Genomic DNA, 18,915 nt, shown 5'->3' with positions numbered 1-18,915 from the left:
CGCGCCCCCCCCCGCGCGGGGGGGCCCGGGGTGCGGGTGCCCGCCGACCCCCCGCGCGGGCCCGGGGGGGCGCGGCCCGCCGCCCGCGACGGCCGGAGTGCCGCTCGCCCTCGGGCTGTCCGCGGTGGCGCTGGGCCTGGCGTGGCTGACCCTGCGCCTCGTCGAGAACCCGGTCCGCTTCCACCGGGCCTTCCGCAGGCGCCCCCGCCGCGCCCTGGTGTTCGGGGCCGCGCTGTCGGTCGGCGCCTCGGCCCTGTCGTTCACGGCGACCGCGGTCCCGCCGACGATCGAGACCGGCGCCCCCGCGCCCGCCCTGGCGCGGACCCTCGCCGACGCACCGGCCCCGCGGGCACGTCTCACCGAGCTCCTGGCGTCGTCCCCCACCGCCCTGCCGGTCAACCTCCTCCCGCCCCTGCCGCAGGTGCGGTCCTCCCGCTCCGCGGTCTACCGGGACGGCTGCCACGCCGACTACGCGGCCACCGGCACCCGGCCCTGCGTCTACGGCGACCGGACGTCGTCCCGTACGGTCGTGCTCTTCGGCGACTCCCACGCGGCCCAGTGGTTCCCCGCCCTGCAACGGCTCGCCACCACCCGCGGCTGGAAGCTGGTCTCGCTGACGAAGGCCTCCTGCAAGGTCGCCGACGTGACCATCGTCAGCGGCCACCAGCCGTACACCGCCTGCGACACCTGGCGCTCCCACGCCCTGGCGAGAATCAGGACGCTCCGCCCTGCCCTGGTCGTCGTCTCCTCCTCGGACGCCGGGGACCCGGCCCGCCCCGCCGCCGACCCGCTCCGTCAGTGGACCACCGGTTTCGAGAGCACCTTCCGCGCGCTGGGGACCTCCGGCGCCCGTGTCGTCGCCCTGCTCGACACCCCGTGGCCCCAGGGCGACCCGATCGACTGCGCCGCCAGGAACTCCCTGCAACTGCGCGCCTGCGCGCGCCCTGTGCCGGACGCGATCCGCGACGCGAGCCGGCGCGGCGCCCTCCGGGCCGCCGCGGCCACCACGGGCACCACCGTCATCGACCCCACACCGTGGCTCTGCGCTCCCCGTACCGGGATCTGCCCCGTGATCGTCGCCGACACCGCCGTCTACCGCGACGACAGCCACCTCTCCGAGGCGTACGCCGAAGCGCTCGCCCCGGTTCTGGCGCCCTCGCTGGACCGCCTCGCCGGCACGCCCTGAACGCGGTCGGGGCGCCCTGAACACACCGGACGGTCCGGACGAGGGTGACCGGGTGCTCAGGACGAGTGGGGAACGTCCTGTGACTGTCGCCGCAGGGCGACGAAGGAGCGCCCTCCCGCCGTCCACCGTTCCGCCGGCGTCCAGCCGGTCGTACGGGTGTGGCGGACGAGCGCTCCGGCCCCCAGCCGCGCCCAGGTGAACACCGGCCCCGACGCGCCCGCGCCGTTGTCGACCCGCGCCTGGAACCGCTCGTCCAGGTCCTCGGTCTCGGCCCCGTCCGGCCACGCCGTCTCCACGATCAGCGAGGCGGACGGCCCGAGAACGTGTGCGGCGCGGGCGAGCAGCGCCCCGGGGTCGCCGCCGATGCCGATGTTGCCGTCGAGGAGGAGCCCGGTGTCCCAACGCCCCTCGCGCGGCAGCGGTTCGAACACCGAGCCGACCACCGCGCGCCCGCCGGTGTGGACGGTACGCGCCACGGCCGCCGGACTGACGTCGATGCCCAGGACGGTGGCGCGCCGCGCGGCCAGCGCCGTGACGATCCGGCCGGGACCGCAGCCGATGTCGAGCACCGAGCCGCGACACCGCTCCAGCACGGTCAGATCCGCCGTGTCCGGCGCCGCGCACCAGCGTTCCACCTCCAGCGGCAGCAGGCGCCCGTCGGAACGCCGCAGGAAGAGCGGGCCACGCCCGGCGCGCAGCGCCTCGGTGTACGGGTCCGCCTGCCAGGGCGCCGTGGGCCGGGCCCGTACCGCCGCGTGGCCGGTACGGGCGTGGGTCACCGTACCCCCGCGGCGGTGAGCCCGCGGTGGGCCGCGGCGAAGCGGCTGCCCGGGGCGAGGGCCGCGACCAGCTCCGCGTCGTGTGCGGTGTCCACGTCGCACAGCTCCGGCAGATCCCGTACACGGAGCCCCGCGGCGGTGAGCCGACCGCGTTGCGCCGCGCCGGTCCCGGGCACCGACATCGGGACGCCCCGCACCAGTTCGGGCTGTGGCACGGCGAGACCGAGCGCCCAGAACCCGCCGTCGGCGGCGGGCCCGAACCAGGCGTCGCACCCCCGCCAGGCGTCCGGTGCCAGGGCGGGGGCCAGCAGATCCGTGGTGAGCTGCGGGGTGTCCATGCCGACGAGCAGCGCGGGCCCGGCGCACTGCCCGAAAGCGTCGGCGAGCCGTTCGTCCAGCGTCCCCGCCGACTGCGGGACCACCTCGATGCCCGGCGGCAGCCAGGGCCCCGGGGCGCCGTCGAGCACGAGCACCCGGCGGCGGGCGGGGGCGGCCAGCACCACGGCGAGGGTGTCGGCGAGCGCCGCCTCGGCGAGGGCGGCAGCCTCCCCGGGGGTGAACAGCGGGGTCAGCCGTGTCTTGACCCGGCCCGGCAGGGGCGCCTTGGCGATCACGAGCAGCGTGGTCATCGCGGCCCTGTCGGCGCTGCCGCCGTGGCCGCCGCCCGCGGCGGTGCGGCGAGCACGCCCCGCATGTCGCGCACCGCCTGCCAGGTGCCGCGCCAGGTACCGGTCACCTTCGACTTCCCGGCCCGGGACAGATACGGGACGTCGTGTTCCGTGACCCGCCAGCCCGCGTCGGCGGCCCGTACGACCATCTCCAGGGGGTAGCCGCTGCGCCGGTCGGTGAGCCCGAGCCCGAGCAGCGCCTCACGGCGGGTGGCCCGCAGGGGCCCGAGGTCCCGCAGCGGCAGCCCCGTTCTGCGGCGCGTCATACGGGCCAGCGCGAGGTTCCCGGCCCGTGCGTGCGCCGGCCAGGCCGCGCGTCGCTCGGGGCGCCGGCGGCCCAGCACCAGATCGGCCCGGCCCGCCGCCACCTCGGCGACGAAGCCGGTCAGCAGCCGGGGGTCCAGGGACGCGTCGCAGTCGCAGAAACAGACGAACTCCGCCTCGGCGGCGAGCAGTCCGGCGTGGCAGGCGGCGCCGAACCCGCGCCGGGGCTCGTGCACCACCGTCGCGCCGAGCCCCGCCGCGATCTCCGCGGAGCCGTCGGACGAGCCGTTGTCGACCACGATCGCGCGCCAGCCCGCCGGCAGACGCTCCAGGACCCAGGGCAGGGCGAGGGCCTCGTCGAGACAGGGCAGCACGACATCGGCCGTGGCGGGGACGGCGCCCGGCGAGGGAACGCCGGACTCCGCGGGGAGGGGATGGGTCACAGGTGTCTCCGCAGGGGTTCCGTGAACGACAGAGCGGCAGGGCGCGACGAGGAGGGGCCGAAGGGGCAGGAGAGAAGAGGGGAGGGCACGACAGGACCGGCGGCCCGGGCGGTCCGGTTCAGGAGGCCGCCGCCACACTGTTCGCCGCCGCCTCGGCCCCGCGCTGCCCCGCGCGGGCGAACTCCGCCATGCCCGCGGCGAACTCCACCGCGGACCGCCAGCCCAGCTCGGTGCGCAGCCGCCGCGACGAGGCGGTGATGTGCCGGACGTCGCCGAGCCGGTACTCCCCGGTCACCACCGGCGCGGGACCGCCGTACGCGTCCGCCAGGGCCGTCGCCATCTCGCCGACCGTGCGCGGTTCCCCGCTGCCGGTGTTGAAGGCGCTCAGCACCCCGGGCTCCCGCTCCCGTACGGCCGCCAGCGCCAGCGCGTTGGCCGCCGCCACGTCGCGCACGTGGACGAAGTCCCGGCGCTGGCACCCGTCCTCGAAGACGCGGGGCGCCTCGCCGCGCGCCAGTGAGGAGCGGAAGAAGGAGGCCACGCCCGCGTACGGGGTGTCGCGGGGCATCCCCGGCCCGTACACGTTGTGGTAGCGCAGCGACACGGCCCGCCCGCCCGTCGCGCGGGCCCAGGCCGCCGCGAGGTGTTCCTGGGCGAGCTTCGTCGCCGCGTACACATTGCGCGGATCGGGCGCCGCGTCCTCGCCGATCAGCCCGGGGGCCAGCGCCGCGCCGCACTCCGGGCAGCGGGGCTCGAAGAGGCCCGCCGCCAGATCGGCCTCGGCGCGCGGCCCCGGGGCGATCCGGCCGTGCCGGGGGCAGTCGTAACGCCCCTCGCCGTACACGACCATCGAACCGGCCAGCACCAGGGCCCGTACGCCGGACTCCGCCATCGCCGCGAGCAGGGTGGCCGTGCCCAGGTCGTTGCAGCCGACATAGGCGGGCGCGTCGGCGAAGTCCTTGCCGAGCCCCACCATCGCCGCCTGGTGGCAGACCGCGTCCACACCGCGCAGCGCCTCGGTGAGGGCGGCCCCGTCCCGGACGTCCGCCTCGGTCCACTCCACACCGGGGGGACGCGGTGGTGGTACGGGATGGGCCGTGGGCAGCAGGGCGTCCAGGACCACGGGCTCGTGGCCGGCCGAGGTGAGGGCGGTGACGATGTGCGAGCCGATGAAGCCCGCGCCTCCGGTGACGAGTACGCGCATGCCGGTGACGGTATGCGGCGCGATGTCCGTCATGGCGGTTCCGCGCCGGGCGGTCGGGGCTCCGGGGACCGGCGGCCCCGAGGATCACTCCTTCGGCCCCGCCCGCCGGCCCCCGGGCCGCCGCCGCAGGCGGCTCCCGAGGTGTCCGAGGCGGCTCCCGGCGTACCGGACGCCACGGACCGCCCGCCGGGTGTCCGGGCGCCATCTGCGGATGACGAGCACCACCCCGGTGGCCGCGAACAGTACGGCCGAGATCAGCAGCCAGCGGCCCAGGAAGACATCCGTCGACAGGGCGGTGGCCCGCTCGTAGCCGGGCGAGTCGCGCAGCACCAGCGGCCAGTAGACCAGGAGGAGCAGCAGGGAGAGGAGGAAGGGGACCCGGAGCCAGTTGATGTCCTTCCAGGAACGGCGCCGCCGGCGGCCGAGGGTCCGGTGCGTCAGCCAGTCCGCCCCCGTGTACAGCGGCACCAGGACCAGGTCGTGCAGCAGGGCCCCGCCCACGAACCAGACGAGGACGGCCGGCCAGTCGTCCCGCAACAGTCCGACCAGCGCGTACCCGCACAGCGCGAAGGAGGCCAGCAGGACCACCAGATGGAGCGGGGACTCCCCGTACACCGCGCGGAAGACCTCCGCGGCGCTCCGGTGCGCGCTCGTCCCCGTCGCCTTCCTCATCCCGTCTCCCCGAAGCTCAGCCGGCGCACCCATTTGGTGTTCATCACCCCTGGCGCGCCGGGCATGATGATCCGCGCCGGGCTACCGTGGTCCGCGGACAGCGGAGCGCCGTTGACGCGCAGCGCGAGGAGCGAGCGCGGATCGCGGACCTGGTTGTCGCGGAGCGCGACCGCGCGGAAGGAGCCGTGACGCTGTACGGATTCCACGAAGACCCCGGGCGGTGCGTGCCCCAGGCCGACCAGCCCCGCCAGGTCGGCCAGCCGGACGCCCTCCCAGTGCTGGTTCTCGGTCGACCAGCCCTCGACGCAGGCGATCGGCAGTGCGGAACGGTGCTGGGGGAGCCGTGCCACCTCGGCCAGGGTGAGCGTCACCTGCCGGTCCGCGCCGCGGACCACGAGGCGCCAGTCGGCGCCGATGTCGCGGGCGGTGATGCGGGCCAGCGCGGCGGTCTTGTTGACGGGGAATCCGTTGGGGCCCGTGCCCGGCTGTCTGCCGTGCGGGGCGAGCAGGGCCGTGGTGCGCCAGGGGCCGCCGATGCTCTGGCCCACCGTCACCACGAACAGGGCCAGGGACCCCGCGCCGGTCAGTGCGAGCGCGCCGCGCCGCGAGATGGTCGGCGCCGCCGGGAAGGGCGTGACCAGCCCGGTGGCGTCCAGGGGTTCCGGGCCGGTCGCGGCCACCGGTGTCCGCAGCTCCGTCCGTGTGCTTCTGGTCCGCAGCGCCCGCACCATCCGGGGCAGGCGCAGGGCCGCATGGGCGAGGAACGCGCCGAAGAAGACCCAGGCTCCGTAGAAGTGCAGCCGGTAGAAGGAACCGGGGAACAGGTACGCGAGCTGGATGTTGAGCACCCCGGTGACGAATTCGAACAGCGCACCGCCGACCAGCAGGAGCAGCGACAGCCGGTCGAGCGCGTGGCCGAGCGACCGTACCGGAGGCACGACGAACAGCTTCGGCACCACCGACCACAACTTCGCGAGCAGGACGGGGACGAGCACGATCCCGAGCGTGACGTGGACGCCCTGGGTGACCCGGTAGAGCCAGTACGGGTCGGTCGGCCAGTCGAAGAGGTAGAAGCCCAGCAGGCCCTTGTCCGGCGTCTTGTCGTTGACGGGGGCGAGATCCGGGTTGTACGCGGCGTACGAGAGCAGGCCCGTCACGAACAGCACCGGGATGCCGACGAGCAGCAGCAGCCCGAACACCGACGTCAGCCACGGACCCCGGACCGGACTGCGCCACAGGACGCGCCGCACGGCGGTCCGGGCCCGGGAGGAGATGTTCATGGCAGGACCGTACGCCGACCCCACCGCTACTTAACGGTATGAACCATGATGAAACGCCCGCCCGGGTGATGTGTCGTGGCCTTCCGGAATCATGGGTTCCGCGCACATAACGTGACGCCGTGACCCTGCATTCGCCCCCGCTCCGCTCCCCTTCCGCCGACGCGGAACGGGCCGCGCGCTCCCCCCACCGCCTGGACCTGCTCACAGCGGCCGCGGGCCTCGCGCTGTTCGCCGCCGCGGCGGTGGCCGGCGCGGTGATCGAGCACACCACCGGCACCCTGCGCGCCCCCTGGCCGCCGTTGCTCGCCCACTGGATGCCCCACGTCGGCCCGGGGACCCCCGCCGCGCTGCTCGTCGCGGCTCTGGTCGTGCTGTACGGCCCCGCGGTGGCGGGGCGCCTGTCCTGGCCCGGGCTGATCTGGACGGTCTGGCTCTCGGCCATGGCCTGGACCTGGTCCCTCGCCCTCGTGGACGGCTGGCGGACCGGGGTCGCCGACCGGCTGACCACCCGCTACGAATATCTGCGCGGAGTGGGCCGGTTCGACGACGTGGGCGCGGCCCTGCGCGACTTCAGCACACATATCGCCGGCGGATCCCCCGAGAGCTGGCCGCCGCACATCGCCGGACACCCGCCCGGCGCCGTACTGACCTTCGTCGGTCTCGACCGGATCGGCCTCGGGGGCGGGGGATGGGCCGGGGCGTTCTGCATCGTCACCGGCGGCTCGGTGGCGGCGGCCGTCCTGGTCACCCTCCGCGCGCTCGGGGCGGAGCACACCGCGAGATCCGCCGCCCCCTTCCTCGTCCTCACCCCCGCGGCGGTCTGGGTGGGCACCTCGGCGGACGGTTACTTCGCGGCGGTCGCCGCCTGGGCCCTGGCCCTCCTCGCCGTCGCGACCGGGCGGCGCGGACGGCGCGGCGCGGCGGCCGCGCTGGGCAGCGGACTCCTCCTCGGGCTCACCCTCTACCTCTCGTACGGTCTGGCCCTCATGGCCCTCCCCGCCCTGGCGATCCTCCTGTGCGCCCGCACCGCACGCCCGGTCCCTGTCGTCCTGCTGGGCGTCACGGCGGTCGCCGCCACCTTCACCCTGCTGGGCTTCCGCTGGTGGGAGGCGTACCCGCTGCTGGTCGAGCGCTACCACCAGGGATCGGGCGGGGTACGGCCCTACGCGTACTGGGTCTGGGCCAACCTCGCCTGCGTCGTCCTCTGCGCGGGCCCCGCCGCGGTGGCGGGCACACGCCGTGCCCTGGCCCTCAAGCGCCTCACCCCCGTCGTCCTGTTGATGTGCGCCTTCCTGACGGCGCTGCTGGCAGCCGACCTCTCCGGCATGAGCAAGGCCGAGACCGAACGCATCTGGCTGCCCTTCACCCTGTGGCTGCCGATGGCCGCCGCGCTGCTCCCGGCCCGGGGCCGACGCGGATGGCTCGGCGCGCAGGCCGCACTCGCGCTGCTCACCAATCACCTGCTCCTCACCTACTGGTGACGCGGTGCAGCGAGGAAGCGGTGACCTGGGCCGGGGGGTGACTTCCGTGCAACGGTGGGGTGGCTGAGCCGCTTGAGCGGCGGTGGATACGCTTCCAGGGAGCGCGGGGAAGCACTCCGCGCCGCAGTTCCTGCTCCGTCCGTCCCCAGGGCGTACGTCTCCGAAGGCTCGCGACACATGCAACTCGGTCCGGTACGACCCGCCTCCCCGGCGACCGGGGTGCTGCGCGGGCTGCGTGCGGCGGTGCTCGCGGTGCTCTGTGTGCTGCTGCCGCTGGCCGGACACGCTCTGTCGCAGGGGCATGCGCCCCGCATGGTCATCGTGGCGGGGGTCGCCGCCGTCGCCGTTCCCGGCGCGGTGACCCTGACACGGCGTCGGTTGACCGACGCGCAGGTGCTCGGTGTCCTCACGGCCACCCAAGTCGCCTGTCACGCCGCGTACTCACTGCCGGGCGCCTGCCGGGCGGTGGCGGACGCGACCGTGACCTCCGGTGGTCCCGCCTCCGTCGTCGAGCACGGCGCGGTCGGCGGCCCGCCCGCCGGTGTGCTGCTGGCCGGGCATCTGATGACGCTGGTCATCGGCGCCAGGCTCCTGGGAGTCGCGGAGCGGCTGCTGTGGCAGAGCAGGCCGCTGCTGATGGCCGTAGGACACCTGCTGCTGTTCCTCTGGCCGGGGTCGGACGCCACCCACCGGCAGGGCCCCGAGTCCGAGATCCGGGAAAGCACCTCGCCGCTGAAGTCGGCCGTACGGGTGCGGCTGAATCCGGGCAGGGCTCCTCCGCCCCGTGGACCCGCTCCGTTCGCCCTTCACCGGCCGACGCCGGTCGGCGGTCCCTGCCTGCCCTGACGGGCGCGAGGCGGAACCCGCTCGGCTCGCCGGGTCCCACCGCCCCGGCGGCGTGACCGCCGGGGACACGGAGAGCCCACGACATGCCCGCCGTCGACCGGCGTGCCGCCCACGTGGCCGCACGCACCCTCGGCGTACCCGTACCCGTACCCGTACCCGTACCCGTACCCGTGGCCGTGGCCGTGGCAGGCGTGCTCGCCGTCGCCGCTCCGCGGGCCGGTCGTCCCCGCCCCGTCCCCACCCCCGCCGTCCCCACCCGACAGACCGAGGAATCATGAAGAAGCATCTGTACATCGCCGTGGTGATGGTGGCCTCGTTCGCCGCCGCCCTCGGCTCCTTCCTGCTGTTCTCGCCCGACGAGCCGCGGGGCTCCGTGGATGCCGAGCCCGTCGTCGAGGCCCTGCACGTACGTGAGTCGAGCCACCGCCTCACCCGACCCGAGGACTCCGAGCTGACCGTCGTGGAGTTCCTGGACTTCGAGTGCGAGGCGTGCGGGGCCGTGTACCCGGTCGTGGAGGAACTCCGCGAGAAGTACGGGGACCGCGTCACCTTCGTCGCCCGTTACTTCCCGATGCCCGGCCACCGTAACGGCGAACTCGCCGCCCGCACGGTGGAGGCGGCGGCCCGGCAGGGCAAGTTCGAGGAGATGTACGGCAAGCTCTTCACCACCCAGGCCCAGTGGGGCGAAGCCAAGGAATCGAAGCTGACCGTCTTCCGTGGCTACGCCGAGCAACTCGGTCTGGACATGGAGGAATTCGACGCGGCACTGGAGGATCCGGCGACGGCCGCACGCGTCCGGGCGGACCAGCGCGACGGGCTGGGCCTGGGCGTGCAGGGCACACCGACCTTCTTCCTCGACGGCGAACGTGTCTCCCCGTCCTCCAAGGAGGAGTTCGAAACGCTCATCGCGGACCGGCTGTCCCGGCCGTGACCGCATCCGTATCCCGATGAGAACGCCTCCCGCGCGGTACCTCACCGTCCGGGCCGGCGCGGCGACTCGCGCTTTCCCGGCGGCCGGTGGTCAGCCCCTCCCGGGGGTCCGCCGGGGCGGGGGCCAGTGCCTGTGCAGGGTGTCGATGCGGTAGTCGTGGCCGTGCCGCAGCCCGGCGCGGGTGGGAACCGCGTCCCGTACGTGGGGGTGCCCGGCCGGGAGTTCGTCGTGCAGGTGGTCGAGCCGGTCGGGGTCGGTACGCGGCCAGACGACCGTGGCGGTGACGGCGGCGGCCACGGCGGTGACGGCCAGCGCGGCGCTCGCCGCGGGCATGCCCGCGCGGGCCGCGAGCCATCCGGCGAGCGGGTAGGTGAGCAGCCAGCAGCCGTGGGAGAGGGAGAACTGCGCGGCGAAGGCGGCGGGGAGGTCGGCGTCCGTGGCGGAGCGGCGCAGCAGACGCCCGGACGGGGTGAGGACCATCGAGGAGGCCGCCCCGATCAGGGCCCACGCGGTGAGCAGCGCGGGCCAGGACCAGCGGCCGGGGGAGAGGGCCGTGCCGAGCGCGAGTGCGGCCAGGACCCCGGCCGTCGCGAAGGCGGCGGGCAGCATCAGCGCCCGGTCACGGGTCCGGTCGAGCAGCCGGGGCAGCACGAAGGCGGCTGCCATGGACCCCGCCCCGTACGCGCCCAGCGCCAGCGAGACATCCCCGACGGACCGGCCCAGGTCGTCGCGGACCAGGACGACCGTGTTGACGGTGACCATGGCGCCGCCGGCCGCGACCGTGAGGTCCAGCGCCAGCAGGGCGCGGAGCCGGGGGGTGGCGAGGAAGAGCCGGGTACCGAAGAACGCCTTCGCGTGGACGCCGCCGGTCCGTTCCACGGGCACGGGCGTGGGCAGGAGCACCGACAGTACGAGTGCGCCGGAGGACAGGAAGCCCACGGTGGTGCCCACGAACAGCCAGTTGTAGGAGATCAGGGAGAGCAGGGCGGCGGCCAGAGCCGGGCTGAAGAGGTTCTCCAGGTCGTAGGCGAGGCGTGACAGGGACAGGGCCCGGGTGTAGTCGCGCTGCCGGGGAAGGACTTCCGGGATCGTCGCCTGGAACACCGGGGTGAAGGCGGCCGAGGCGCACTGGAGCACGAGGACCAGGACATAGACCTGCCACACCTGGCTGACGAAGGGCAGGGCCAGGGCCACGGCGCCACGGATCAGATCCGCCGAGACGAGCAGCGCCCGCCGGGGTACCCGGTCGGCCACCGCGCCGACGAGGGGCGCGACACCCACGTACGCGACCATCTTGATCGCCAGCGCCGTGCCGAGCACCGCGGACGCGTCGGCCCCGGCCATGTCGTAGGCGAGCAGGCTCAGCGCCACGGTCGCCAGCCCGGTCCCCACGAGCGCGACGACCTGAGCGGTGAACAGACGCCGGTAGGTGCGGTTGCGCAGCACAGCGAGCATGCGGACACGTCCTCGGTCGACGGCAGGGCACGTGACCACCAAACTAATACACATGTGCGCACTCATGCACGCGTTGAGCGCGAAGACGCCGGACGGCCGTCCCGCCGGAAGGGATCAGTCGTGCCAGGGTTCCCCGGTGACCTGGTGATGGGCGTGGCCGATCGCCTCCACCACCAGGCGGCGCAGATGTCCGTCCGTGAGCGTGTAGACGACGTGGCGGCCGTCCTTGCGCGACCGCACCAGCTCCGCCAGCCGCAGTTTGGCCAGATGCTGGCTCACCGCGGGCCGCGCCGCCCCGCACGCGGCCGCCAGCGCGGTCACATCGGATTCACCGCGGGTCAGCAGCCACAGCAGATGCAGCCGCGTCGGATCGGAGAGCAGGGAGAAGACCGACGCGGCCGCGGTGAGTTCGCGGGCGCCGGGAGTGTGCTGATGCGCACCGTGTGCCGTTGAGGGTTCTTGGCGACCGGACATGGACACATCGTAGGCGCGCGGGCAAGGAGCGCCGTCGGCCCGCCCGCACGGTGAGGGGGCCTGCTCCGCGAAGGGGGACGGGCCGCCCCCGTAACCGTGCGTCGGGGCGCCGGGTGACATACCGGAAGCGTGTCCCGGCGTACGGGATCATGCCGCATGATGGGGCCGCCATGTCGTGCGTGCGAGGGGTCCGCGCCGCGCGCCGAGTCCCCCCGAGCCCGGTGACCGGTGCGCCGGCCGCCGCTGCCCGCGCCGGGGTGTTCAGCGTGGTGACCACGGGGCTCGCCCTCACCGGACACCACCTGGCCTCCGGACATCCGGTGCCCTGGCCGGGCGCGGGAGTCGCCCTCGCCGTGCTCCTCGTGCTGGCCGTCCCCGCCGCCCGCAGACCGGGGCCGAGACCACTGCCCACGGTGATCGTGGCCACCGGTGCCGCGCAGGCTGCCCTCCATCTCTGGCTCACACGGTCCACCGGGCACTCCGTGCGGACGCCGCATCCGACGGGCCGTCACGAGCCGCCCGGCAGCGTCCACGAGGTGTGGCACCTCGACCGTCACGGGGCGTCGATGACCGCCGCCCACATCGTGGCGGCCCTGCTCGTGGCCTGGTGCCTGCACCGGGCGGACACCGCGTGCCTGGCCCTGGGAGAGCTGGGCGGACACGTCGGCAGAGCGATCGTCGACCTTCTCGTACGGCCGGTCCCGGCCGTACCGCCCTTCGCGGTACCGCGCGTCCTGCGGCCCGCAGGGGCACGCGCGCAGCCCCCTCCCGGCAACTCCCTGGTGCTGGCGCACGCCGTGGTGCGCCGAGGTCCTCCGGCCGGACGCGTCCCCCGCCGCCCGAGCGGTACGACCTCGGGGCGCGCCCCGGCGCGCCCGCACACCGTCACCCCACAGGAGTCACCCGTGTCCCGCACCATCCGGCCGCGCACCGCGCGGCGGCTGTCCACGGTCGCCGTCCTCGCCGTAGCGGCCTCCCTCGCACTCACCGCTCCGGCCTCCGCACATGTGGAAGTCGAGGCGGAAGGCGGCGGCGCCGTCGCTCTCGCCGAGAACGTCACTCTGGCCTTCAACGCCGAATCCGAGTCGGCCACGGCGGGGATCACCAAGCTGGAGGTGGTCCTGCCCGACGGCATCGCACCGTCCGACATCAGCTACAAGGAAGGCCCCAAGGGCTGGAAGTACGCGGCCACGGAGCGGGGTTACACCGTGTCCGGCCCCGCGATCGCCGCAGGTGAGGACGGTGTGTACGCCGTGACCGTACGTCAGCTCCCGGACGCCCGGTCCTTGCCCTTCAAAACCCTCCAGACCTACGGCGACGGCCGCGTCGACCGCTGGATCGAACTGGAGGAGCCGGCGGCCGGCGGGAGCGGCAGCCTCGCGCCGGTCCTCGAACTCGACCCCCCGGCGCCCGGCGCGAAGCCGGTCGGCCCCGGCCCGACCGCCGAGCCCACCACGGCGACGCCGTCCACCCCGGCCACGAGCCCGCCGCCGAACACACCGTCGCCCACGGAGACCGGCACCACCGGCACGGCGGGCAAGGGCGACGACGGGGCGAACACCGCCCTGATCGTCACGCTCGCAGTGGCCGTCGCCGCCCTCGTCGGCGGTGGCCTGTGGTGGTTCAGGCGCCGCGCCGGCGCGAACGCCACCTGACCGGGAGCGGAGGAAGCCCGGCCTCGCCCTGACGGCGAAGCGCGTACCTGTGCCGAGGCACAGGTACGCATCTCCCGGTCCGGAGGCAGGAGAGCAGGTCGGCTCCCGGTCCTGAGGCAGGGGAGCCGGTCGCACCCCTCGCCGGGCGGCTGGGGCATGGGGCGCCGGCATCGCTCTCGATAGCCTGCTGGGGGTGCGGACGGGGGAGGGGGCCGGCCCGCACCCCCGGATCCTCCCCGGCAAGTCCGGACGAGAGCCCCCAGACGAGAGCCCCCAGGCGAGAGGCCATATGTTCACCACGCGTCCCACCCTCCAAGGCACCTTCGGCATGAAGTTGTCCAACTGGTGTTGCTGACCTGCGGGAATGCCGTCACTCGCGCCTCTGACCTGGGCGGATGAGTCTTTCACGGTCTTTCAGGACCGTGCCGTGTTATGCGGCCGATTCTCTCCACGTGCTCCCCAGCGTCGCTCCTACTCCCCAGATTCTCCCCAGGGGTGGTCTTCCCTGGAGGGTCAGGAGGATGCGAAAGACCGGCTGGCCTGCGACGTGCGCTAGGCACGGTGAGTTACTGTCAGGAACGGGGCTGTCGAGGCGCCAGCGCTCACCGGGAAGGCTGCACGCCGGGCAGCAGGGGGTTGCGGGGCGTTGTGAGTCGGTGGTCGGAGCTGCCGGGGCGGGGCGAACATCACCGGGGAATACGCGACACCTCAACATGCGCGCCCACCAGTCGAGGCCGGATCACTTGCGAAGTCGAGAACGGTACTCGCCAGGGGCCGTGCCTCGGGCACGTTTGAAGGCACGGCTGAAAGCGTGCGGAGAGCCGTATCCGACCGCGCCGGAGATCGACTCGACCGGCTCATCGGTATCGCGGAGCCGGACGGACGCCAGGTCGATGCGCCACTGCGTCACGTATGCGCCCGGCGTCTGTCCGAGGGCGGACCGGAAGCGCCTGGACAGCGTCGCCCGGGAGACGCTCGTCGCGGCGGCCAGGGTCTCCGTGGTCCAGGGGTGTCCCGGTTGGGCGTGGACACATGCCAGAGCGTCGCGCACGACCGGATCACGCATCGCTCCCAGCCATGAGCCGGACTGTTCCTGCGGGTGGCGGGCCAGCCAGGCGCGTACGAACTGGACGAGCAGAAGGTCGATGATGCTGTTGATGGCGGCGGTGGTGCCGATCTGCGGCTGTGCGAGCTCCGCAGCGAGAAGTTCGGCGGTCCTTCTGAGCTGCGCGTTCTCCCGGGCTGTGACGTGCATCGGCCGAGCGAGTGAGGTAAGCACCGGTGTGCGCACCTCCGGGTCCTGCTCGTAGTGCAGGACGATCACTTCCGTCTGTACCGGCGCCGAGCCCAGACGCAGGGCTCGACCATCGCCAAAAGCTCGGGCCGCCGCTTCACGGTCGCAGGAACCCATCGTCACGCTGGCGCCGCCGGCTATCCCGTGTGCGGTGCCCGGCGACACCAGGACGGCGTCTCCGGCCTGCACCTGAAGAGGTTTCCCGCCTGTGACGTGGAGCCACATGGTGCCGCGGGACACCACGTGCAGTGCCGCTCCTGAAGAGGAGTCCAGCCGCAGGCCCCAGGTTCCTCCGGCCTTCAGCATGATCCCGAGCGCCCCACGCGCACCCGAAACACGCAAGACCTCCGCCAGCACATCCATGGGTCCATTCTCGTCCACCACGGCGAACCGCCCACCGGCGGGCGAGGCGCATGTGTCCTCGGCCACAGCGTCAGGCCACGTCAAGAACGGCCTTTCCGTGCACCTTCCGCGCGAACAGCGCCCGGACGGCGTCGCCCACGTCCTGCCAGTCGCCTCGCAGTCCGACCGGTGCCGAGAGCCTCCCGGCGGCCATGAGGCCCAGCAGGTCCGTCAGCTCCCCGCCGGTCGGCGTCATGTCGCCGTAGGTGGCGATGCTGCGGGGTTCGCCGAAGCCGAACAAGGTCCCTGACGGGAACGTGGTTTCCTGCCCCGAGGAGTAACCGACCAGGTGGATGGTGCCGCCCTCGGCGAGGGAACTCCAGGCCTGGGCCACCAGTGGTCCGCCGACCGTGTCCAGGACGAGGTCGAACCGGTCCCCGGTCTCGGCCAAGTCGGTCAGGACCTTGTCGGCGCCGAGCTCACGGAGTCCCACGGCCCGCTCCGGCGAACCGACGAGTGCCGTCACCCGGGCGCCCGCCAGCGCCGCCAGCTGGACGGCGAAGTGCCCCACGCCCCCGCTGGCGCCGGTGATCAGAACGTTGCGCGCCAGCAGGGAACGCTTGCGCAGCACCCGGAACGAGGTGACTCCGGCGACCCCCAGCGCGGCGGCGTCGGCCAGGTCCACGCCCTCGGGGACGGTGCCGAGCGAGGCGGGGCTGACCGCCACCCGCTCCGCCCACGCGTGGGGAGCCATTCCCACTGCGACGCGCGTACCTTCGGGCGGCCCCGAGCCGTCGGATGCGGCGCGCACCACGACGCCGGCCGCGTCGTGACCGTGCACAGCGCCGGCCGGCCACTGGTCCACGTAATTCAGCTCTCCGAAGTTGAGACCGATGTGCCGTATCTCCACCAACGTCCCACCGGCGGACGGTGCGGGCTCATCGACATCGGCGAACCGGACGGGTCCGGCCTCACTGTGATCGACCACAAGGGCGCGCATAAGGGGTGTGTTTCCTTCTCTCGTGGGTGCGCCTGAACACTCGGCGCTGCAGCAGATCGAGTGCGCAAATGCCGCACTGCCGTCTTCTTGAAACCCTACGCAGGACCGGGACAGCGACCAGACCCGTGAGAATCAATCAGTTGACGATCTGCGTCAGTGCGACTCGCGGCGCGTCGAGCCCTGCACCCGTCCGGTGGATGACTCCAAGCCCCGGCCCTGTCATCGCGAAGGTGCTCGGTTACCGCGACAAGACAGTCACCCGCCTGGTCACTGAAGCCGATGGAACCTGGAGTCGATACGCCTCCGGCGGTCACACACGGTGACGCCAGGCACGGCCTCAACGAGGAATACGCGACACCGCAACATGCGAGCCCACGAGTCCCGAGGCCGGTGCCCGACCGTCTGATCGAACTCCAGCGCGTATCGAACGCGGCGCGGCGTGAGGCGGCGCGGGGTCAGACGTAGACGACGCGGACGACGGTCACCACCAGGATGTCCTGGCCGACGTAGTAGCGAATTCCCGTACCGGCGACCACGGCCTGGCGTCGGCAGGTGGCAGTCGAGATGGGCCCATTCGTCTGGGGCTGGGCTGCCCGGCCCCGGCAAGGCGGCTGCGGATGGACGCGGCCGGGCAGCACCCCCCAGTCCACCGCCCCTGCGCCCGCGCCGCGAGTTCGGATCGACCGGACGGCCTACCCGTTGAGCTCCTGGATCAGCGTGAGGGTGTCGTCCGCTCCCGTGCTGTCGTGACAGGTCCGGTGGCAGGCGCTGTCCGCACCAGGTGCTCGGGGCGGACGAGCGTCGCTCTCCTCACGGCCCGGCCGGGGCTGGCACGATGCCTGTTATGCGACCGCTGCCGATGCCGTGCCCCGCTGACCTGATCCCGGACGCCACGGGCCTCGACGCCTTCAATCAGGCGTACAAGGAGGCCAAGCGGCAGCACACGGTCTTCATCGCCGTCGAGCGGCAGGGCGGGCGATGGACTGTGAAAGCCGACGTGCTCACCGCCGCTCCCCAGCACACCGTCGACGACCCGGTGTACGAGGCGATCCGTACCGTGGTCCTGCGCCTGATCCGCGGCCATGAGATCCGCTCCGACTCGTCCGCGGGGCCGGTCTACTTCGTCCTGTACTCCGTGGAGGGCGAACAGCGGGCCCGTGAACTCGCCACCGCGCTGCACGCCGCTCTCTACGGAGACGCCGAACCACTGATCCGTGCCGTTCCCGAGGCAGCCAGCCCCTCATAGGGTCGGCACCTCCCGTGCCGAGCCCGGCGACTTCCGCGTCGGCGGCTCATGAGGTGCGCAGCTCCTTCGCGAGTCGGCTCCTGGTTGACGTCGATGCCCCACGCTTACGCGTCCCGAGCGATGGTCAAGGGCGCGCGGGGCGGCCCGGAGCGCCGGGGGTTCCGCCTCTCATCCCGGCCCGTGACCGTTTGTGCAGGTGTATTAACCACGAGCGTTGTTGACGGTCGGCGATGAGCTATGTCGAGTCCTACGGCACCGGCCTCAAGAACCGAGATCCACGCTGTCGCAGTCTGGTCGCGTCGGCCTACCCGCTGGCTGGACCGCCGCTCGCCGCGGGGTGCCGCTCAAGGTTCAGCGAGCGCAGCAGCTGGGTGACGTCGTCGTCGTACAGCTTGTCCAGGTGGGTGGTGCGGGCATGGAGGTGTCCGTGGACCTCCAGGCTGATCAGACCGTGCAGGTGGCCCCAGATACGCAGAGTCAGGGCGACGCCGGCGGGCGGGAGATCGGGAAAGGCCGGACGGACCTGGTCGAGGAGACCGGGGTCGAAGTCGGACCAGTGGAAGTCGCTGTCGGCGTACAGGTGCTCGGCGTGGGGCCAGGCGGCGGCGGCCAGGGCGAGCAGGCCGGTGCAAAAGCGCAGTTCGGCCTGCGGGGCGGCGCCGCCCTCGGGGGGCTGGTAGCCGGGTACCGCGTCGCCGTAGATGAGGCGGAAGCCTTCGGGGTTGGCCAGCGCCCAGGTCCGCAGGGCGTGGGCCCAGGCCCTGATCCGGCCACCGGTGTCCAGGCCGGTCGCCTGGACGGGGACGTCGACGGTGTCGGCGAGTGCGGTGTAGACGTCGTCGATGAGGGCGGTGACCAGGTCGTCGCGGGTGGCGAAGTAGCCGTAGAGGGCATTGGGGGTCATGCCGATCCGGCGGGCGATGGCCCGCAGGGTGATGGCACCCGGTCCGCCGGTGGCCATCAGTTCCAGCGCCACGCTCTTGATCTCGGCCGTTGTCTCGGTGCGCAGCCGTTCGCGCCGCCCCATGGTCGCCATCCCGCAACTTTACAGCGTCACCGTACTGCCTGCCGTTCAGAAACTTCACGCCGTATAGTTACTGCACGACGTCCACTCTTGAGGGGTGGACAGCTCAGTTCAGCGATCAGGAGAAGAAGCATGTCTGCATCCGCGCAGCTCACCCTTGTCATCGGGGGCGCCGGCACGACCGGTCGCCGTGTCGTCGACCGGCTCACCGCCCTCGGCCGCCCGGTCCGTGTCGGCTCCCGCTCCGGCCACCCTCCGTTCGTCTGGGAGGACCCGGCGACCTGGAAGCCCGCCCTGGTGGGGATCGACCGCGTCTACATCGTCCACCCCGACCCGTTCCACCCGGACTACGCCGAGCAGATCGGTGCCCTTGCCCGGGCCGCGGCCGACTGCGGGACGCGGCGCCTGGTCCTGCTGTCGGGCCGGGGGCACAGCGTTTCCCAGGACAGCGAGGAGAACATCAAGGTCCCCGGTGTGGAATGGACCGTGGTGCGCGCGGGCTGGTTCAACCAGAACTTCAGCGAGGCGTTCTTCCTCGATGCCATCCGTGCCGGAGAGCTCGCCCTGCCGGCCGGTGACTGGACCGAGGGCTTCGTCGACGCCGACGACATCGCCGATGTGGCGGTCGCCGCCCTCACCGAAGACCGCCACCACGGCAAGACCTACGAGCT

General features: G+C 73.3%; 19 protein-coding genes. 7 read left to right on the top strand and 12 right to left on the bottom strand.

The genetic code is table 11. From position 1 onward, the window contains the following. The first annotated feature begins 97 nt into the window (after nt 1–97). Entirely contained in the window at nt 98–1,186 is a 1,089-nt protein-coding gene (locus ACFXPK_RS08385; protein ID WP_385073011.1) for an SGNH hydrolase domain-containing protein, read from the top strand. Nucleotides 1,187–1,242: 56 nt separating this feature from the next. On the opposite strand, the gene ACFXPK_RS08380 is transcribed toward ACFXPK_RS08385, so the two are convergent. The 6 genes from ACFXPK_RS08380 to ACFXPK_RS08355 all read right to left on the bottom strand — a co-directional run bounded on the left by ACFXPK_RS08380 (nt 1,243) and on the right by ACFXPK_RS08355 (nt 6,496). Further along, nucleotides 1,243–1,965: a class I SAM-dependent methyltransferase gene (locus ACFXPK_RS08380; RefSeq protein ID WP_385007452.1), complete on the bottom strand. Its 723-nt coding sequence runs from the start codon at nt 1,963–1,965 to the stop codon at nt 1,243–1,245. Then, a complete protein-coding gene (locus ACFXPK_RS08375; protein WP_385073009.1) occupies nt 1,962–2,594 on the bottom strand; it encodes a DUF2064 domain-containing protein in 633 nt (210 codons plus the stop codon). Before ACFXPK_RS08375 ends, ACFXPK_RS08380 begins: the two co-directional genes overlap by 4 nt. Continuing rightward, a complete protein-coding gene (locus ACFXPK_RS08370) occupies nt 2,591–3,340 on the bottom strand; it encodes a glycosyltransferase family 2 protein (protein ID WP_384997695.1) in 750 nt (249 codons plus the stop codon). The genes ACFXPK_RS08375 and ACFXPK_RS08370 overlap by 4 nt, the downstream gene beginning before the upstream one ends. A gap of 118 nt (nt 3,341–3,458) precedes the next feature. Further along, complete coding sequence (locus ACFXPK_RS08365; RefSeq protein ID WP_384997738.1) at nt 3,459–4,544, bottom strand: NAD-dependent epimerase/dehydratase family protein; 1,086 nt, start codon at nt 4,542–4,544, stop codon at nt 3,459–3,461. A gap of 84 nt (nt 4,545–4,628) precedes the next feature. After that, entirely contained in the window at nt 4,629–5,216 is a 588-nt protein-coding gene (locus tag ACFXPK_RS08360; protein WP_384997697.1) for a hypothetical protein, read from the bottom strand. Further along, a complete protein-coding gene (locus ACFXPK_RS08355; protein WP_384997699.1) occupies nt 5,213–6,496 on the bottom strand; it encodes a molybdopterin-dependent oxidoreductase in 1,284 nt (427 codons plus the stop codon). Before ACFXPK_RS08355 ends, ACFXPK_RS08360 begins: the two co-directional genes overlap by 4 nt. A 119-nt stretch (nt 6,497–6,615) precedes the next feature. On the opposite strand from ACFXPK_RS08355, the gene ACFXPK_RS08350 reads away from it, so the two are divergent. The 3 genes from ACFXPK_RS08350 (at nt 6,616) to ACFXPK_RS08340 (ending at nt 9,754) form a co-directional block, all read left to right on the top strand. Continuing rightward, nucleotides 6,616–7,977: a hypothetical protein gene (locus ACFXPK_RS08350; RefSeq protein WP_385073005.1), complete on the top strand. Its 1,362-nt coding sequence runs from the start codon at nt 6,616–6,618 to the stop codon at nt 7,975–7,977. A gap of 177 nt (nt 7,978–8,154) precedes the next feature. Beyond that, nucleotides 8,155–8,823, top strand: a complete 669-nt coding sequence (locus ACFXPK_RS08345) for a hypothetical protein (protein WP_385073002.1) — start codon at nt 8,155–8,157, stop codon at nt 8,821–8,823. Between the two features lie 274 nt (nt 8,824–9,097). Then, nucleotides 9,098–9,754 carry a DsbA family protein gene (locus tag ACFXPK_RS08340; RefSeq protein ID WP_385073000.1) on the top strand — a complete coding sequence of 219 codons (657 nt, stop codon included), beginning with the start codon at nt 9,098–9,100 and terminating at the stop codon, nt 9,752–9,754. Between the two features lie 90 nt (nt 9,755–9,844). Here the strand turns inward: ACFXPK_RS08340 and ACFXPK_RS08335 are convergent, their stop codons facing one another. Both ACFXPK_RS08335 and ACFXPK_RS08330 read right to left on the bottom strand, forming a co-directional pair. Further along, nucleotides 9,845–11,209 carry an MFS transporter gene (locus ACFXPK_RS08335; protein WP_385072997.1) on the bottom strand — a complete coding sequence of 455 codons (1,365 nt, stop codon included), beginning with the start codon at nt 11,207–11,209 and terminating at the stop codon, nt 9,845–9,847. A 114-nt stretch (nt 11,210–11,323) separates the two neighbouring features. Next, complete coding sequence (locus ACFXPK_RS08330; protein ID WP_384997709.1) at nt 11,324–11,683, bottom strand: ArsR/SmtB family transcription factor; 360 nt, start codon at nt 11,681–11,683, stop codon at nt 11,324–11,326. Between the two features lie 266 nt (nt 11,684–11,949). Between ACFXPK_RS08330 and ACFXPK_RS08325 the strand changes: the two genes are divergently transcribed. Continuing rightward, nucleotides 11,950–13,338, top strand: coding sequence for a DUF1775 domain-containing protein (locus ACFXPK_RS08325; protein ID WP_385072994.1), 1,389 nt, complete (start codon nt 11,950–11,952; stop codon nt 13,336–13,338). Nucleotides 13,339–14,077: 739 nt separating this feature from the next. On the opposite strand, the gene ACFXPK_RS08320 is transcribed toward ACFXPK_RS08325, so the two are convergent. The 3 genes from ACFXPK_RS08320 to ACFXPK_RS08310 all read right to left on the bottom strand — a co-directional run bounded on the left by ACFXPK_RS08320 (nt 14,078) and on the right by ACFXPK_RS08310 (nt 16,624). Continuing rightward, the gene (locus ACFXPK_RS08320) at nt 14,078–14,995 is read right to left on the bottom strand and encodes a cupin domain-containing protein (protein WP_385072991.1); all 918 of its coding nucleotides are present in this window, start codon (nt 14,993–14,995) and stop codon (nt 14,078–14,080) included. A gap of 70 nt (nt 14,996–15,065) precedes the next feature. After that, a complete protein-coding gene (locus ACFXPK_RS08315; RefSeq protein ID WP_385072989.1) occupies nt 15,066–15,974 on the bottom strand; it encodes a zinc-binding dehydrogenase in 909 nt (302 codons plus the stop codon). Between the two features lie 455 nt (nt 15,975–16,429). Next, nucleotides 16,430–16,624: a hypothetical protein gene (locus tag ACFXPK_RS08310; protein ID WP_385072987.1), complete on the bottom strand. Its 195-nt coding sequence runs from the start codon at nt 16,622–16,624 to the stop codon at nt 16,430–16,432. 194 nt (nt 16,625–16,818) lie between these two features. On the opposite strand from ACFXPK_RS08310, the gene ACFXPK_RS08305 reads away from it, so the two are divergent. After that, entirely contained in the window at nt 16,819–17,220 is a 402-nt protein-coding gene (locus ACFXPK_RS08305; RefSeq protein WP_385072985.1) for a hypothetical protein, read from the top strand. Between the two features lie 304 nt (nt 17,221–17,524). Here the strand turns inward: ACFXPK_RS08305 and ACFXPK_RS08300 are convergent, their stop codons facing one another. Beyond that, nucleotides 17,525–18,256, bottom strand: a complete 732-nt coding sequence (locus ACFXPK_RS08300) for a TetR/AcrR family transcriptional regulator (protein ID WP_385072982.1) — start codon at nt 18,254–18,256, stop codon at nt 17,525–17,527. 120 nt (nt 18,257–18,376) lie between these two features. Here ACFXPK_RS08300 and ACFXPK_RS08295 point away from each other — a divergent pair. Next, on the top strand, nt 18,377–18,915 hold a 539-nt coding region (locus ACFXPK_RS08295), incomplete at its 3' end, for an SDR family oxidoreductase (protein ID WP_385072979.1).

Origin of the sequence: Streptomyces sp. NPDC059142, from assembly GCF_042755665.1 — a bacterium.
Taxonomy (GTDB): Bacteria; Actinomycetota; Actinomycetes; order Streptomycetales; family Streptomycetaceae; genus Streptomyces.
The sequence above is the reverse complement of the archived record's forward strand: the minus strand, read 5'-3'. Positions and strand labels throughout refer to the sequence as shown.